The following is a 16458-nucleotide window of genomic DNA, read 5'->3' as shown; positions in this document are numbered from 1 at the left end:
CCTGTCTCTCCTGCGCGCTCAGTTGCCGCGGACGAGCTTCACCCGCTCGTGGCCCAGCAAGGCGCGCAATTCGGTCAAGGCAGCCCCATCGGCCGCCATGGTCAGCGTTCGGGAACGGAAGCGCGACGAGCGTCCACGCCCGTCATTCCAGCTCACTTCCAGCGGTGCCGTTCCGGGGTGGCCCTCGGCCACGGCCCGGATGTCGTCCATCACGGCGGGTGACATCCCGGCACTCGCCTCCAACTGTAATGCCACGATCACCGCCCCGTTGGTCCGGCGCTCGGCGAGCGGGACCAGGTCGTCGACGATGAAGGTGGGTTTCTCGTTGTCCTGGTCCCGGCGGCCGTACCCGCCCTTGAGCAGGACGGGGACGTCGGTCCGGATCCGGTCGGCGAGCACCGCCCAGGCTTCCGGGAATACTAGGACTTCTGCGGACCCGGAGAAGTCCTCGATGGTGAGCCGGGCGAACTCGTTGCCGGACTTCTTGCTGACCTGGCGCTTGGCGGCGGTGATCACGCAGCCGAGGGCCATCTTGTCGGCGCTCCAGCCCTGGAGCTGGGCGACGGTGTGGGTGGCGAAGAGCTCGCACTCGGTCCGGAAGGGCTCGAGCGGGTGTCCGGAGATATAAAAGCCCAGGATGGCCTTCTCCTGGGAGAGGCGCTCCGAGTCGGACCAGACGGGGGTGTTGGGCAGGGTCGGGCCATGGCGCGGGGCGCCGTCAACGGTGTCGGCGGCCGGGCCGAGGTCGCCGAACAGGGAACCCTGGCCGATGCTGGCCTCCTCCTGCTTGAGACCGGCTTCACTGATGGCGGCATCGAGCGCAGCGATCAGCTGGGCCCGGTGGCCCCCGAGTGCGTCGAGGGCGCCGCTCTGGATCAGCGCCTCGAAGACGCGGCGGTTGCAGAGGCGGAGGTCGACGCGTTCGCAAAACTCGAAGAGCGAGGTGAACGGCTCCCGGGCGCGGGCGGCGAGGATCGAGTCGATGGCTGCGCGTCCGACGTTCCGCACCGCACCGAGCCCGAAGCGGATCCGCCGGTCGGCGATGACGGTGAACTTGAAGTTCGACTCGTTGACGTCGGGCGGGAGGATCTCGATGCCCATCTCGCGGGCCTCGGCGATGTACTTGATGACGCTCTCGGTGTCGCCGATCTGCGAGGAGAGGAGCGCCGCCATGAACTCGGCGGGGTAGTGGGCCTTGAGGTAGGCGGTGTGGTAGGCGACGACGGAGTAGGCGACGCTGTGGCTGTTGTGAACGATGATGTCGTTCGCCACGAAGTTGTGCGTGTCCGCGATCTCGAGGTCGTATGTGCGTTCCTCACCGGCAGACTCGATCGAGACGATCCGATCCCACAGCACATCGTTGTTCGCGAGCCGTTGCAGCTCGACGTCGCGGAAGTGCGTGGCGAGCCGGTTCACCATGGCACGCGTGAAGCCCTGCTTGGCGGCGTTCGTCCCGGCTGGCGTGACGTCGCGCGAGCTGACGTCGGCTGCGGCCTCGATCTCCATCCACGTTTCACCCGTGCGCACCTTCGCTGCACGCGCAAGTGCACGCACCGGGGCCACGGGGACAAGGTCACGCGACGGCCCCGACACCGCCTCGAGCGGCATCGCGGCCATCGCTGCGCGCTTTGCCGGCGCGACGAGGTGGCGTCCAACCGTCGCGGCAAACGGTCGCAGGTTCTCGACGCCCGTGACGAACACCTGGTAGCCGACACGCGGGCCGCGCACGTAGGGGAACATCACCTCGCGGACGCGACCGATGATGCCAAGGCGCAGCAGGAGGTGTTGCACCTGGTGCGCGAGGCGCCTCGACGCGGTGGCATAGTACGCGAAGCGGTCGCGAGGGTTCACGTGTCCATCACCGTCCCACATGCGGCCAAGCAGCAGGCCCAGTTGCGCATCGGGCAGCGTGAAGGCGTCGGGCGGGATTTCCTTGTTCGTCGCGACCTTGCCGAGCAGGCCCAGGTGTCGCGCCCACTCGAAGATGCCGTTTGCAGCCTTGCGATCGAGGCGCCCGGTGTAGATCGACGCCGTTCCCTTGTGGGTGCATCGCGTGCAGCGGACGTTCGTGAACGACTCTGCCGCGCTGATGAAGTCCGCGACGGCGGCTTCATCCTGGTTGTAGTAGTACACGCCGCTCGGATGCCCGAGATTGCCCTCGGCAAGCAGGTGGCCGAGGGCAATCACTTCATGCTCCGCCCAGGCGGTGCGCATGCCGCCCGGCAGGCTCCGCGGCACTGCGATGTGTTCCCCGACACGCAAGGCGTCGAGGTTCCGCCAGCCGTCGTGCAGGAGGAACGGGTGGTTCGCCGTTGCGGTGATCTCGCGACCCGACTGCGTGCGCAAGCGGAACACCGGGCGCACGCCGTTGTCCATCACGTCGACAACGCGACCCGTATCGAGACGCAGCGTGTTCACGTCGCACGTCGCGACTGACGACAATGCGGAGCGTGCCGCATGCACGTCGGCAATGCGAACGGTGCGTCCGGTCGCGGCGTCGTAGATCTCCGTATTTCCGACAAGGCACTTGTTGAATCCGTACCGTCCGAACGTCTCGATCTGCCCTGCGAGATCCTTGATGATCTTTGCATCGTGCCCGCGCGCCACGGCCTTCGCCTCGAACTTGCCGAGCTCCTTGAGGATCAGCTCCGAGTCCTTCTTGCCCACCGCCTTGCGCAGCACGTCGGCCTCGGCCAGCGAGATGCCGGCCAGCACCTGCGCGATGCGCATCACCTGTTCCTGGTAGGTGATGACGCCGTAGGTGGTGGAGAGGATCTGCTCGAGCTCCGGCAGCGCGTACGAGACGGGCTCCTCGCCCTTCTTGCGCCGGATGTAGACCTTGTGCATGCCGGCATCCAGCGGGCCGGGACGCAGCAGGGCATTCGAGGCCACGAGGTCGTCGAAGCGGTCGCAGCGCATGCTGCGCAGCACGTCGGTGGCCAGCGGCGACTCGAACTGGAACACGCCCGCCGTCCGCCCCGCACGCAGCATGCGGTAGGTGGCCTCGTCATCCAGGGCCAGCGTGTCGAGGTCGATCAGGATCCCGTGCCGTGCCTGGATGTTCTTCACCGCATCGGTGACCACGGTGAGCGTGGTCAGGCCGAGGAAGTCCATCTTGAGCATGCCAGCCTTCTCGAGGCTGTTCATGTCGTACTGCGTGACGACGACGGTCTCGTCGTCGCCGGAGCCGGCGCCCTTCGACGACTGCGTGCAGATGGGGACGTAGTCGTCCAGCGGGCCGGGGGCGATCACCACGCCGGCGGCGTGCACGCCGGTGTGCCGCGACAGGCCCTCGAGCGCCGAGGCGTAGTCGAGGAGCTGGTGGTAGCGCTCCTCGTTCTCGTAGCGCGAGCGCACGTCAGCCACGTCCTTCACCGCCTCCTTCACGGTGAGCGAGTTGTTCGGCGCGTTCGGGATCAGCTTGGCGAGGGCATCGGTCTCCGCCGGGGAGAAGCCGAGCACGCGACCCACATCCTTCACCGCGGCGCGGCTCTTCATGGTCCCGAACGTCACGATCTGGCCGACGCTTTCCTTGCCGTACTTCTGGCGCACGTACTCGATCACCTCGCCGCGGCGCTCGAAGCAGAAGTCCACGTCCACGTCGGGCATCGAGACGCGTTCCGGATTCAGGAAGCGCTCGAACAGGAGGTCGAACTTGAGCGGGCAGACGTTCGTGATCTTCAGCGCGTACGCCACCAGCGAGCCTGCGGCGGACCCGCGGCCCGGGCCGACCGGAATCCCGCGGTCGCGGGCGGCCTTGATGAAGTCGGCCGTGATCAGGAAGTAGCCGGCGTAGCCCGTGCGTGTGATGACGTCCAGCTCATACGCGAGGCGGTCCTTCACCTCCGCCGGATACGGGTCACCGTAGCGCTCGCGCGCGCCCGCCTCGGCGAGTTGCACGAGGAGGTCGTTCTCACTGGTGACCCCCTCGGGCAGCGGGAAGGCCGGGACGTAGTACTGCTTCCTGAACTGGACGTCGGTCTCGTCCGCGATCTTCAGCGTGTTCTCGAGGACGTCGGGCCGGTCGGGGAAGCGGGCCCGCATCTCGTCGGCGGACTTGAAGTACAGTCCCCCGTCGTAGTGCATGCGGTTGGCGTCGTTCCGGTCCTTCCCGAGCCCGATGCAGAGCAGGACGTCGTGGGCGTCGTGGTCGGCGTGGGTGAGGAAGTGGGCATCGTTGGTGGCGATGACCGGGAGGCCCATCTCCGCGCCGAGCGTGAAGATCTGCTCGTTGAGGCGGGCCTGGCCACCGGAGTCGTGGGCCTGGACCTCGAGGTAGTACCGGTCCTTGAAGACCTCGGCGTACCAGGCGGCGGTGGCCCGGGCCTCCTCCCAGCGGTTGGCCTCCAGGTGGTGGGCCACTTCGCCGGCGAGGCAGGCGGAACTGACCACCAGCCCCTCGGAGTACTTCTGGAGCAGCTCCCGGTCGACGCGGGGTCGGGTGTAGAAGCCCTCGGTGAAGCCGAGGGAGGAGAGCTTGATCAGGTTCTGGTAACCGACACGGTCCCGGGCGAGTAAGACCAGGTGGTAGTACGGGCGCAGTCCGGGACCTGGGCGGGCCTTGAATCGTCGGTCTCCGGTGGCGACGTACGCCTCCATGCCGATGATGGGGCGGAGACCGGCCTTGCGTGTCTTTTCCTGGAACTCCCAGGCGGCGTGCATGTTGCCGTGGTCGGTGATCGCGAGCGCGGGCTGCTCGAGCTCGGCGGCCCGCCGGATCAGGTCATCGATCCGGTTCGCGCCGTCGAGGAGCGAGTATTCCGAGTGGCAATGCAGGTGCACGAAGGACATGAGATCGATAATCTAACTGTGCACGGTGGCGCAGTGGCGTGCCGGACCGACCCTGAATCGAGTGTAAACCGTTGATGCCAAACATCTTAGGCAGGTATTTCCGTCGCTGTGCCCTGCTCGGCCTGCCGCTGGCCGCCGTGGGGCTGGCCGGGTGTGACGGCGACGGTCCCAACGACCCGCCATCGGTCGATCCCTCCATCACCACGGCCACCCTCGACGTCTTCGGGGTGAAGACTGTCGGGGGGAGCGGCGGGGTGAGCTTTGCGAATCCCGGCAAGTACGCCGTGATCCCGCAGTTCGCCGCGACCAACGACTTCGCCACGGGGACGAATCGCGCTTCGGTCGCCGACTTCCCGTTCACGATCGGTGGACTCGGGACCATCACGGCCCGGGTGGACCGGGTGCCATCCACGCCGGCGGCACAGCTCACGGCGGCGGAGGCGTTCCACCTGCGCCTGCGCGAGATCGAGCGTGAGGAGGCGCCGCGCGCCATCGCCTACATGCAGCAGCTCAAGGCGCGCCCGCCGGTGAGCCTGCGGGTGGATGCCACCGGCCTCGCCGTGGGGGACCGCGACTTCAAGGTGCTCTCGTCGCTCACCAGCAGCACCTACACCACCGTCTCGGCGCGGCTGATCTACACCGGCACCAACATCCTGCTCTACGTGGACAACGCGGCCCCGGTCACCGGCGGCTTCACCGACGCAGAGTACGCGAACTTCGGCCGGCAGATGGACATCGACCTGTTCCCGATCGACGTCGCCGCCTTCGGGCAGACGTCGGACATCGATGCGAACGGGAAGACCTACGTGCTCTTCACGCCGGTGGTGAACCGCCTCACGCTGACATCGGGCTCGTGCGGCTCGTATGTCGCCGGCTTCTTCAACGGTGCCGACCTCTCCGGCAACGCGAACGCGAACCGGGCCGAGATCTTCTATTCGTCGGTGCCGGGTGAACCGGCCGGTGGCCCGACCTGCCAGGCGCTGCCCCAGGCGACGGTGCGCCAGAGTGCGCCCGCGACGTTCATCCACGAGCTGCAGCACATGATCTCGTACAACCAGCACGTGCTGAGCCGCAATGCGAGCACGGAGGCGGTCTGGCTGAACGAGGGGTTGAGCCACATGGCGGAGGAGCTGGGCGGCAAGCTGTACGAGGACCGGTATCCGTGCCCGAACCTGCCGCCCTGCCCGGTGTCACCGGGCCGCGCGAGCACGGCACAGATCTTCCCCGACTCGGCGCAGGGCTTCCTGCCGCCGAACTTCGGCAACGCATACGACTTCTTCTCGTCGCGCCAGGACTTCTCGCTCACTTCCCCGACCGGCTTCGGCACGATCGAGGAGCGCGGCGTGGCGTGGCTGTTCCTGCGCTGGCTGGTGGACCAGAAGGGAAGCGCGAAGCTGACGCAGCTGGTGCAGACGCGCACGACCGGCACGGCGAACATCGAGGCGGTGGCCGGCGAGAGCTTCACGGCGCTGTATGCCGACTTCCTCGCGGCCACGCTGCTCGACGACTTCCCGGGGGCGACGGCGGGCCAGATCCCGGCGCGCTACCAGTTCACGAGCCGCAACCTGCGGGCGATCTACGCGCGCCTGAACTCGATTGCGGCGACGCAGTACCCGACGGCGTATCCGCTGGACGTGAACGACCTTCCGGCGTCGAGCAAGCTGGTGCCGACCTCGGTGTCGCTCTCGCGCCAGATGAAGCCCGGGTCGCTGGACCTGTTCCAGTTCACCTCGACCACGCCGAACGCCGGGCTGGCGTTCAAGCCGGTGACGGGCACGTTCCAGGCGAACCTCAATGCGCAGGTGACGGTGGTCCGGTTGCCGAACCCGTGAGTCGTGCCGGCCGGCCACACGCTGCCGCCGGATGATGCTGTGGAGGATGCCCGATGCCCGGTGACGCCATGATGCGTCGCCGGGCGTTCACGTGGCTGCGGCGTGCGCTGCTGGCGCTGCTGGTGCTCATTGCCGGATTCCTCACGCTGGTGCCCATCGGCCGCTACCTCGCGCGCGCCGCGTACGAGGAGGGGAAGATCCTGTGGCGCCGCCAGCCGATCGCCGAGCTCATTGCCGCCCCCGGCACGGATGCGGCACTGCGCGCCAAGCTCCAGCTCGTGCTGGACGCGCGTCGGTTCGCGATCGACTCGCTGGGGCTGCACGCGGACGAGGAGTTCACCACCTATTCGCGCCTCGACCGCGACACGCTGGTGCTGGTGCTGAGCGCCGCGTACCGCGACTCACTGGCCTTCCGCAGCTGGTGGTTCCCGGTGGTGGGGCGCGTGCCGTACAAGGGATTCTTCGACTTCGAGGCGGGGAAGCGTGAGGCGAAAGCCGTGGATGCCGCCGGCTTCGACGCCGTGCTGCGGCCGGCGTCGGCGTTCAGCACGCTCGGCTGGTTCAACGACCCGCTGCTCCCCACCACGCTGTCGCTCGACTCGCTCGAGCTGGCGAACACGGTGATCCACGAGCTGGTGCACACGACGTACTACGCGCCGGGCCAGGCGATCTTCAACGAGAGCGTCGCGAACTTCGTGGGCTCGCGCGGTGCGGAGCGGTTCTTCCGCGCCCGCAACCAGCCCGCCGCGGCGGTCGAGACGGCGCGGCGCTGGGACGAGGAACGGGTGTTCGGTGCCTTCTGGACGCGGCTCTACACCGCACTCGACTCGGCCTTCCGCCTGTATCCGGGCGAGCCGAAGGCGCGTCTCGTGGCACGCGACACGCTGTTCGTGCGGGCACGCGCCGAGCTCCGCGCCGGCCTCGGGCCGCAGCTGCCGCCGATGGATTCGGCGGCGCTCAGCCGCGTGCGCCTCAACACCGCCTCGGTGCTCGCGCGGCGCATCTACCTCACCGACCTGGAGCTCTTCGAACGGGTCTACGCGCAGCAGCAGGCCGACATCCGACTGACGATCGCGAAGCTGATCGATCTCGCGAAGTCCGACACGCGGCAGCCCTACGATGCGGTCCGTCGATACCTCGGGGATCCGGTGCCTGATTCGAGTTCCACACGTTGAACAGCGTGACGCAAGGACGCAAGCGACCTTCGGTCGCGCAAAACTGCAGCGCAGATCGCCGCGCTTCGCCACGCTCAAGCCTGCCGGGGGCGTTGGTGGGAACTGAAAACACCACCCTCAATCCGCCGACGCTGACATTGCGCGGGGCGACGCACTACGGCGCAGGATTCCGCAATGTCTGGCGCGGCCGGGGGCCGCTTGCGTCCTTGCGTCACGCAGTTCAGCGGCCCGGTGCCATCGCCGACGTCAGCTGAACCGCGAACGGAGCGCCGCGCGCAGGTCGAGGGTGGACGTCGGCGGCACGGCGTCAGGCGCCGGCTCGGGCGAGGGTGGCGGCGCGAGGGTGATGCGCTGCATGGTGGACAGCACGCCGTCATCGAGGAAGCGCGACTTCTGGTCGAGCGCGAAGTCGGCGCTCCACCGCGACGCGTACGCGTACAGCGGATAGCTCACGTGCAGGTGGCGCTTCGCGCGGGTGATCGCGACGTAGAACAGCCGCCGCTCCTCCTCCACCTGCTGCACGTCGCGGATCGCGCGGGTGGACGGAATCCAGCCGTCGGCGGCCCAGAGCACGAAGACCGCCTCCCACTCCTTGCCCTTGGCGGAGTGGATGGTGCTGATCACGAGCGCGTCGGCCTCGTCGGTCTCGCTGCCCTGCGCGAGGTCGGAGGTGGCCGAGGGCGGCTCGAGCGCGAGGGCGCTGAGGAACGCGCCGCGATCGGGATAGCCGCTGGCGATGTGCTCGAGCTGCACGAGGTCGTTGAGGCGGACCTCGGCGTCGTCGAAGCGATGGCGGAGGATGTCGTCGTAGACGCCGCGCACCTGTGCGATGTCCGCCGCCGGGTCGGCGCCGCTGGCCGCGGACAGACGGGCCATGAGCGACACCAGCGCCGTGTGCGTGGCCCCGGCGCGCGGCGGCGCCTGCCAGGCTGCGAGGCCCTCCACGCGCCAGGCCGCCCCCTCCAGCGCCGCGATCGCGCGCCGCGCCGACACCTCACCGATGCCGGGCAACAGCTGCAGCAGGCGGAACCAGCTCACCTCGTCGCGCGGGTTCTCGGCCACGCGCAGGAAGGCGAGCATGTCCTTCACGTGCGCCGCCTCGAGGAACTTGATCCCGCCCCACTTCTCGAACGGGATGCGGCGCGCCGCGAGCTCGATCTCGAGGTCGGCGCTCATGTAGCCCGCGCGCACCAGCACCGCGACCTGGTCCAGGCGCAGCCCCTCCGTCTCGACCAGCTCCAGCAGCCGGTCGCAGGTGAACATCGTCTGCGCCTGCTCATCCCGGGTGGGCACCAGCCAGGGCAGGTCGCCCGGACGGTCATCCACGCTCCGCAGGCGCTTCCGGTACCCCTCCGTCGCCTGTGCCAGCACGGCGTTCGCGGTGTCGAGGATCGGCTGCGTGCTGCGGTAGTTCCGGTCGAGCGTGACGATGGTGGTGCCGGGAAACTGCTGGGGGAAGTCGAGGATGTTGCGGACCGTCGCACCGCGGAAGGCGTAGATGCTCTGTGCATCGTCACCCACCACGGTGACGTTCCGGTGCGACCGGCAGAGGCCCCGCAGGATGCGCGACTGCAGCACGTTGGTGTCCTGGTACTCGTCCACCAGGATGTGGTCGTGGCGCGAGCGGATCGCCTCGCCGAGCGGCTCCGATTCCAGCATCGCCGCCCAGAACAGCAGCAGGTCGTCGTAGTCCACCAGGTTGCGCGCCGTCTTCCGTTCCACGTACTCGGCGAACACGCGGCCGATGTCCGCGAGGTCGTCCACGTACTGCGGAAAGCCGTCGCGGAGCAGGTCCTCGACGGTGCGGTCGGTGTTGATGTGGCGCGAGTAGAGGGCCTGCAGCGTCTCCTTCTTCGGGAACCGGCGTTCACGCGCACCGAAGCCGAGTGCCGCGCGCGCGAGCTGCATGAGGTCCTCGCTGTCACCCTGGTCGAGGATCGTGAATCCCTCGGCGATGCCGGCCTGCGTCCCGAAGCGCCGGAGTGCCTGGTGTGCGGTGCCGTGGAAGGTGCCGCCCTGCACGCGACGGCCGGCGTGCCCGGTGAGGCGTTCCACGCGCACCAGCATCTCCTCGGCCGCGCGGCGGGTGAAGGTGAGCAGCAGGATGCGCTCCGCCGGCACGCCGCGCTCGATCAGTGATGCGACCCGGTGTACCAGCGTCCGCGTCTTTCCCGTGCCGGCGCCCGCCACGATGAGCAGCGGGCCATCGCCGTGGAGCACGGCCGCGCGCTGCTCGGTGTTGAGGCTCGCCAGTGCGTGTCCCAGCGGCACGCGCGCACCTGCTGCGGCGCGTGCGCCGGAGGGCGGCATCTCGTCTGGCGTCGACATGCTGAACGATAGCACGGGCCGTCTGTCCGCCGTCACACGGGACCGGGCAGACGGCCGGTGCCGGTCGAGCGTGCCCGTCCGCGGCGTGGGCACGCGCTGCCCGGGATGCCCGGCCACACCAGGGGCGTCAGGGCAGCGCCGGCACAGGCAGGAGTGCCTCGAGATCGGTGCGGGAGCACGGGGTGGCGCTCAGCGCGAACGTCGTCGCGAAGGCACCGGCGACGAGGGACTGCATCGCCGCCAGTGTCGGTGCCGCCTCGCCGAGTTCGCGGCGGGTGCTGGTCATCACCACGTCGGCGATGCCGCAGGGGGTGAAGAGGTCGAAGTACGACAGGTCGGTGTCGACGTTGAGCGCGAAGCCGTGGCGCGTGACCCAGTCGCGGGCATGCACGCCAATGGAGGCGATCTTGCGATCGTCGACCCAGACGCCCGTGTACTTCGCCACGCGACCGGCCTGGAGCCCCACCTGCGCGAGGGCGACGATGAGCGCCTCCTCCACCTGGCGCAGGTACCAGTGCAGGTCCTGCGTGTGCTGCTTCAGGTCCACGATCGGGTACCCCACGAGCTGGCCCGGCCCGTGAAACGTGGCATCGCCCCCGCGCTCGATCTCGAAGCGCGCGACACCGCGGGCGGCGAGAAGCGCGTCGGGGATCTGCAGGTTGTCGCCCTTGGTACTGCGTCCCAGCGTGACCACCGGCGGGTGCTCCACCAGCAGCAGCACGTCATCCGGCACGGTGCCGCTGCTGCGCGCCACCGACACGGCCCGCTGCAGCCCGAGCGCCTCGCTGAACTCCAGGCGCCCGAGGGTGACCACCAGCAGGCGGCGCGTGCTCACGGGCGCACCGTCACCCACGCACGGCTCACGCGTGGACCATCTTCCCCATCGAGTCGAGGACCGCCTCGGCCACCGCCTCAGACAGCGTGGGGTGCGCGTGCAGCGCGAGGTCGATCTCCTCGACGGTGAACTCGTTCTCGCGGGCCACGACCAGCTCGTGAATGAGCTCGGTGGCGTGGGCGCCGACGATGTGGGCGCCGAGGATCTCACCGTACTTCTCGTCGCGGATGATCTTCACGAAGCCGTCGGTGTCGCCCGAGGTGCGGGCGCGGCCGTTGGCCGAGAACGGGAACTTCCCGACCTTGTACTCGAGGCCCTTGGCCCTGACCTGCTCCTCGGTGAGGCCGATGGAGGCCACTTCGGGGTGGCAGTAGGTGCAGCTCGGGATGTTGCCGTAGTTCACCGGGTGCGTGGCGTGCCCGCCGAGCATGTCGGCGAGCACGTGGCCCTCGCGCGAGCCCTTGTGCGCGAGCATCTGGTTGCCGGCCACGTCGCCGATGGCGTAGACACCCTTCACCGAGGTCTCGAACCGCTCGTTGATCGCGATGAAGCCGCGGTCGGACTTCTTCACGCCGAGCGCCTCGAGTCCGAAGCCGTCGGTGTTCGGGGCGCGACCGGCGGCGACGAGGACCTTGTCCACCGTGAGGACGCGGGCGTGGCCGGCGGCCTCGAACGAGAGCGTCACCGAGGTCTCGCCGACCTTGGCGGCGGTGATCTTCGCCCCGGTCACCGACTCGATCCCGCGCTTCTTGAAGGCACGGGCGAGCTCGGCGGAGCAGTCGGCATCCTCGATCGGGAGGATGCGCGGCGCGACCTCGATCAGGGTGACCTGCGTGCCGAAGGCGTTGAAGACGTCGGCGAACTCGCAGCCCACGGCACCGGCGCCCACGACCGCCATGGTCTTCGGTGCGGCCTCGAGGACCAGGACCTCGTCGGACGACAGGACGGACTTGCGGTTGATGTCGAGTCCGACCTGCGGCAGGCCGCGCACGCGGGAGCCGGTCGCGATGACGAGGGCCTTCCTGGCGCTGTGCGACTCGACCTTGCCGTCGGCATCCTTGACCTCGACGGTGGTCGCGTTGGTCACGCGCCCGGTGCCGCGGATCCAGGTGACCTTGTTCTTCTTGAGGAGGAACTCGACGCCCTTGGAGTTCTGGGTGCTGACCCCGCGCGAACGCTTCATCGCCGTCCCGAAGTCGAACTGCACCTCGCCGGTGGTGATGCCATGCTCGGCCGCCTTCCGCACCTTGTTGGCCAGCGACGCGCTCTCGAGGAGCGACTTGGCGGGGATGCAGCCCCAGAGGACGCAGGTGCCGCCGAGCGCTTCACGCTCGATGACTGCGACCTGGAGGCCAAGCTGCGCACTGCGGATGGCGCAGACGTACCCGGCGGGACCGCCGCCGAGGATGATGACGTCGAACGAAGCCATGACGATCTCGCGTGGGGGAGCGGGCGGCAGACGCCGCACCGTGGCTCACCGGTCCATGCCGGAACGGGAGCCCGGGAAAGATGCCCGGTTCCACCGGTCGGCTCCAGTGTGGCGAGGGGCGGCCACACTGGTGTCGCGGCGGGTCAGGCGAACGGGAGGAGGAGGAGGAGGGGGACGGCGGCAGTGATCACGCCGGCGACGATGGCGCGGGCCCACGGATCCTCGAAGGCGCGGCGGTAGGCCAGCACGCACCAGGGCACGATGCCGCAGGCGAGGAGCGCGCTGTGGAACCACGGGGTGATGACCATCGCCCGCAGTGCGTTCCAGATGCGCGACATGCCGGCCACCTGGCCGTCGTCGATGTAGCGCACCGCGGTGACGTCGTTGAGCACGGCCGCGTACTCGAAGCCCCAGCGGAGCAGGAGCAGCGACGCCGGCACGAGGAGCGCCCACCAGACGACGAACCAGCCCGTGAAATGGGCGGTGAAGACCATCTCGGCGGGTCCGTCGCGGCGCTGCGTGATCCGCATCGCGGCGACCACCGACAGCACGCCGAGCAGCATGAGTGCCACCCAGACGACCGGGAAGCGGTTGACGAGCTGGAGCGTGTCACGCACCGCGTCGGGCTGCTCGTACATCGTGCCGGTGATCTGCCGGTCCGCAAGGCCGGCAGCGGCGAGTTCGGTGCGATCGTCGCCGATGGCGAGCGCGCGATCAGGCCGCGGCCGGAGTCCGGCGAGCATGCAGGTGGCGAGCAGGATCACGATGGCGATGCCGAACACGACACCGGGCCCGAAGTACCGGCGCCGGTGACCGGCGAGGTAGTCGGCGGTGAGCTCGCCCGGTGCAAGCAGCAGCGCGCTGATGGTCCGCACGGCGCGGCTCTTGTGGTCGAGCAGGTAGCCGACGAGGCGCTGGGGGGCGCTGAGCGGCGCGAGCCGCGGTGCGACCGATTCGCCGTGGCCGCACGACTCGCAGCGCTCCGCCGTGAAGGGGGCGCGGCAGCGTGCGCATTCACGGACGATGATGCCCGGCGTGGTGGGGGAGCGCCGGCTGGGCCAGAGCACCGACGCCGACTCCGACTTCTCGAAGTTCGCGACCGGGGCGTCCATGCGGCGGCGCGGTCGGCGCACCGACTTCGTGGCCAGCGCGAGCGGCTTCACATGCGCAGGCGTCGGCTTGTGCACCGAGGCCGGCTCCTCGACGGCGGACGCGAGGAGCTTCGGAGGCTCGATCGCGCCGGACACGGCCCAGTCGGCCTGGTCGGGCTGCTCGACCGGCGCCGCCTGTGGCGGGTCGGCCTCACCTGTGGGGTGCAGGAACTCGAAAAGCGTCCGGCCGGCCAGGTACACCGGCACCTCGACGGCACCGGGATCGTCGAGTCCCGGGATCAGCTCCATCTCCCCGCCCGGCGGCGAGGACGCCTGGCCGGAGCGGATGGAGGAGGGAATGGCCTCACCCGTCTCGGGCGTGACCCGGAGCGACAGCTGCTCCCACCGGTGTTCCGGTGGCGCCGTCCGTGACAGCGGCTCGGCGAGATCGGCGTCGTCGAGGTCGAGCAGTGACGCCAGGGTGAACCGGCGCGGTGCGGCAGCCTCGGGCTCCGCCGCGCCGGACCCTTCGTCCGGTACGCCGCTGGCTGGGTCCGGCTGGCCGGATTCCGCAGGGGAGGGCGCCTCGTCGCGAGCCTCAGTGGTCGGGTTTTCGTCGTGCGCCATGAGGCCCGGAATCAGTGATATTTCAATACACCAGCATGAGCGGATTTTCGATTAGACGCCTCAAACTCTGCAAGAATTGTGCGCCCAGTGCTCCATCGATCACCCGGTGGTCACAGGAGAGTGTCACGCGCATCCGCTTGCGGACTTCGATGGCGCCGTTGATCACCACCGGCTTGTCTTCCACCGCGCCGACGGCCAGGATGGCGGCTTCGGGCGGGTTGATGATGGCGGTGAATTCGTCGATGCCGAGCATGCCCAGGTTCGACACCGACATCGTCGCCCCCGTGTACTCGTGCGGCTGGAGCTTCCGCTCGCGGGCGCGCTTGGCCAGCTCGCGGGCTTCCTGGCTGATCTGCGACAGCCCCTTCTGGTTGGCGTCGAAGATGACCGGGGTGATCAGCCCCTCGGGCATCGCGACTGCCATGCCGACATGCACACGGCTGTGCTGGCGGATCTTGTCGCCCATCCAGTGGGAATTGACCTCCGGATGCCGGGTCAGGGCGACGGCAACGGCCTTCAGGATGATGTCGTTGACGCTGACCTTGTACTCCGGGCCGATCGCGGCCATGGCGGCGCGCATGTCGGTGACGCGGCCGAGGTCGAACTCGGCCGTCAGGTAGAAGGTGGGGATCGGGCCGATGGACTCCGCCAGGCGCCGGGCGATCGTCTTGCGGATCTGGGTCAGCGGCTGGTCGGTGTAGTCGGCGGCGCTCGCACCGGCGGCGGTGGGACGGGCGCCGGCCAGGAGTGCCGTGCCGCCTGCCATCGCCTCCTCGATGTCGCGCTTGATGATCCGTCCGCCAGGGCCGGATCCCCGCACCTGGTTGATGTCCAGGCCGCGTTCGCTGGCCATCCGGCGGGCCAGGGGTGATGCAAGCTGTCTACCCCCGGTGTCGCTTGCGTGCAACGGCTGCTCCGACGCGTGGTCGATCACGTGGGGCATGGTGGTACGCGGGGCGACCGCGGCGGCCGGCGCGGCCGGGACCGGCGGGGCGGCCGCTGCTGGAGCAGGTGGAGCCGCTGGAGCCGCTGGAGCCTCCGGAGCGGCGGCTGCGGGGGCCGGGGCGGCCGGGCCAGCCGCAGCCGTCAGCGACGCGATGTCCTCGTCGGGCGCAGCGATCACGCCGATGAGCTGGCCGACCGGCGTGGTGGTGCCTTCGGGGATCAGGCGTGCCCGGAGGACGCCGTCGCCGCGGGCGACCAGCTCCATGATCGCCTTGTCGGTCTCGACCTCGGCGAGCACGTCGCCCGCCTTCACGACATCGCCCTCGTTCTTGTTCCACTTCACGAGGCGCCCCTCTTCCATGGTCGGAGAGAGCGCTTCCATCATCACCTTGGTGGCCATCGTCAGGATACCGGCGGAGTGGGATCAGTCGAGGTAGAGGACGCGGCGGACCGCGGCGATGGTCTTCGGCAGGTCGGCCTTGGCCGCCTTCTCCAGCTGCTTCGCGTACGGCATCGGTGCGTCGGCCTGTGTCACGCGCAGCACCGGGTGGTCGAGGTCGTCGAAGCACTCGCGCTGCACCAGGTCGGCCACCTGCGCACCGACGCCGGCGAAGTACCAGCCTTCCTCGAGCACCACGCAGCGGTTGGTCTTGCGCACGCTGTCGATGATCGCGCGTTCGTCCAGGGGACGGATGCTGCGCAGGTCCACGACGTCGAGCCGGATGCCGTCCTTCGCGAGCTGGTCGGCGGCCGCCATCGCCACCAGCACCTGCTTGCCCCAGGTGACGATCGTGGCGTGCTCGCCGGTGCGCTTCAGGTCCGCGACACCGAGCGGCACGATGTACTCGCCGTCGGGCACCTCGCCCTTGTTGTTGTAGAGCATCTCGCCCTCGAGCACGCACACCGGGTTGTCGTCGCGGATGGCGGCCTTGAGCAGCCCCTTCGCGTCGTATGGCGTGCCGGGGGCGACGACCTTGAGCCCCGGGATGTGCGCGAGCCAGCTTTCCCAGGCCTGGCTGTGCTGTGCCCCCAGCTGCAGCGCGGCACCGTTCGGTCCGCGGAAGACCATCGGGATGTTGAACTGCCCGCCGGACATGTAGAGCATCTTGGCGGCCGCGTTCACCACCTGGTCCAGCGCCAGCAGCGCGAAGTTCCAGGTCATGAACTCGATGATCGGGCGCAGCCCCACCATCGCGGCGCCGACGCCGACGCCGGCGAACCCGAGCTCGGTGATCGGCGTGTCCACCACGCGCATCTCGCCGAACTCCTGCAGCAGCCCCTTCGACACCTTGTAGGCGCCCTGGTAGACACCGACTTCCTCGCCCATCAGGAAGACGCGCGCGTCGCGCTGCATCTCCTCGCGGAGGGCCTGGTTCAGCGCGTCACGGTACGTGATGATTGCCAT

Annotated in this window: 9 protein-coding genes; 2 read left to right on the top strand and 7 right to left on the bottom strand. The window is 69.1% G+C overall.

Annotated elements, in window-relative coordinates; translation table 11 throughout:
* Positions 1-18: 18 nt before the first annotated feature.
* Positions 19-4791 carry a DNA polymerase III subunit alpha gene (gene dnaE, locus IT355_10900; protein MCC7053766.1) on the bottom strand — a complete coding sequence of 1591 codons (4773 nt, stop codon included), beginning with the start codon at positions 4789-4791 and terminating at the stop codon, positions 19-21.
* Between the two features lie 74 nt (positions 4792-4865).
* Between dnaE and IT355_10895 the strand changes: the two genes are divergently transcribed.
* Positions 4866-6623, top strand: coding sequence for a hypothetical protein (locus IT355_10895; protein ID MCC7053765.1), 1758 nt, complete (start codon positions 4866-4868; stop codon positions 6621-6623).
* A gap of 68 nt (positions 6624-6691) precedes the next feature.
* Positions 6692-7798: an aminopeptidase gene (locus IT355_10890; protein MCC7053764.1), complete on the top strand. Its 1107-nt coding sequence runs from the start codon at positions 6692-6694 to the stop codon at positions 7796-7798.
* A 246-nt stretch (positions 7799-8044) separates the two neighbouring features.
* Here the strand turns inward: IT355_10890 and IT355_10885 are convergent, their stop codons facing one another.
* The 6 genes from IT355_10885 to IT355_10860 form a co-directional block, all read right to left on the bottom strand.
* Positions 8045-10126 (bottom strand): ATP-dependent helicase, encoded by a 2082-nt coding sequence (locus IT355_10885; protein MCC7053763.1) that lies wholly within the window; start codon positions 10124-10126, stop codon positions 8045-8047.
* Positions 10127-10253: 127 nt separating this feature from the next.
* Positions 10254-10961, bottom strand: a complete 708-nt coding sequence (lipB, locus tag IT355_10880; GenBank protein ID MCC7053762.1) for a lipoyl(octanoyl) transferase LipB — start codon at positions 10959-10961, stop codon at positions 10254-10256.
* Positions 10962-10986: 25 nt separating this feature from the next.
* Positions 10987-12390: a dihydrolipoyl dehydrogenase gene (gene lpdA, locus IT355_10875; protein ID MCC7053761.1), complete on the bottom strand. Its 1404-nt coding sequence runs from the start codon at positions 12388-12390 to the stop codon at positions 10987-10989.
* A gap of 143 nt (positions 12391-12533) precedes the next feature.
* Positions 12534-14108, bottom strand: coding sequence for a DUF3667 domain-containing protein (locus tag IT355_10870; protein ID MCC7053760.1), 1575 nt, complete (start codon positions 14106-14108; stop codon positions 12534-12536).
* 22 nt (positions 14109-14130) lie between these two features.
* Positions 14131-15453: a pyruvate dehydrogenase complex dihydrolipoamide acetyltransferase gene (locus IT355_10865; GenBank protein ID MCC7053759.1), complete on the bottom strand. Its 1323-nt coding sequence runs from the start codon at positions 15451-15453 to the stop codon at positions 14131-14133.
* Positions 15454-15477: 24 nt separating this feature from the next.
* The gene (locus IT355_10860) at positions 15478-16458 is read right to left on the bottom strand and encodes a pyruvate dehydrogenase complex E1 component subunit beta (protein MCC7053758.1); all 981 of its coding nucleotides are present in this window, start codon (positions 16456-16458) and stop codon (positions 15478-15480) included.

It is taken from the genome of Gemmatimonadaceae bacterium, assembly GCA_020851035.1.
GTDB lineage: Bacteria > Gemmatimonadota > Gemmatimonadetes > Gemmatimonadales > Gemmatimonadaceae > JACMLX01.
The sequence above is the reverse complement of the archived record's forward strand: the minus strand, read 5'-3'. Positions and strand labels throughout refer to the sequence as shown.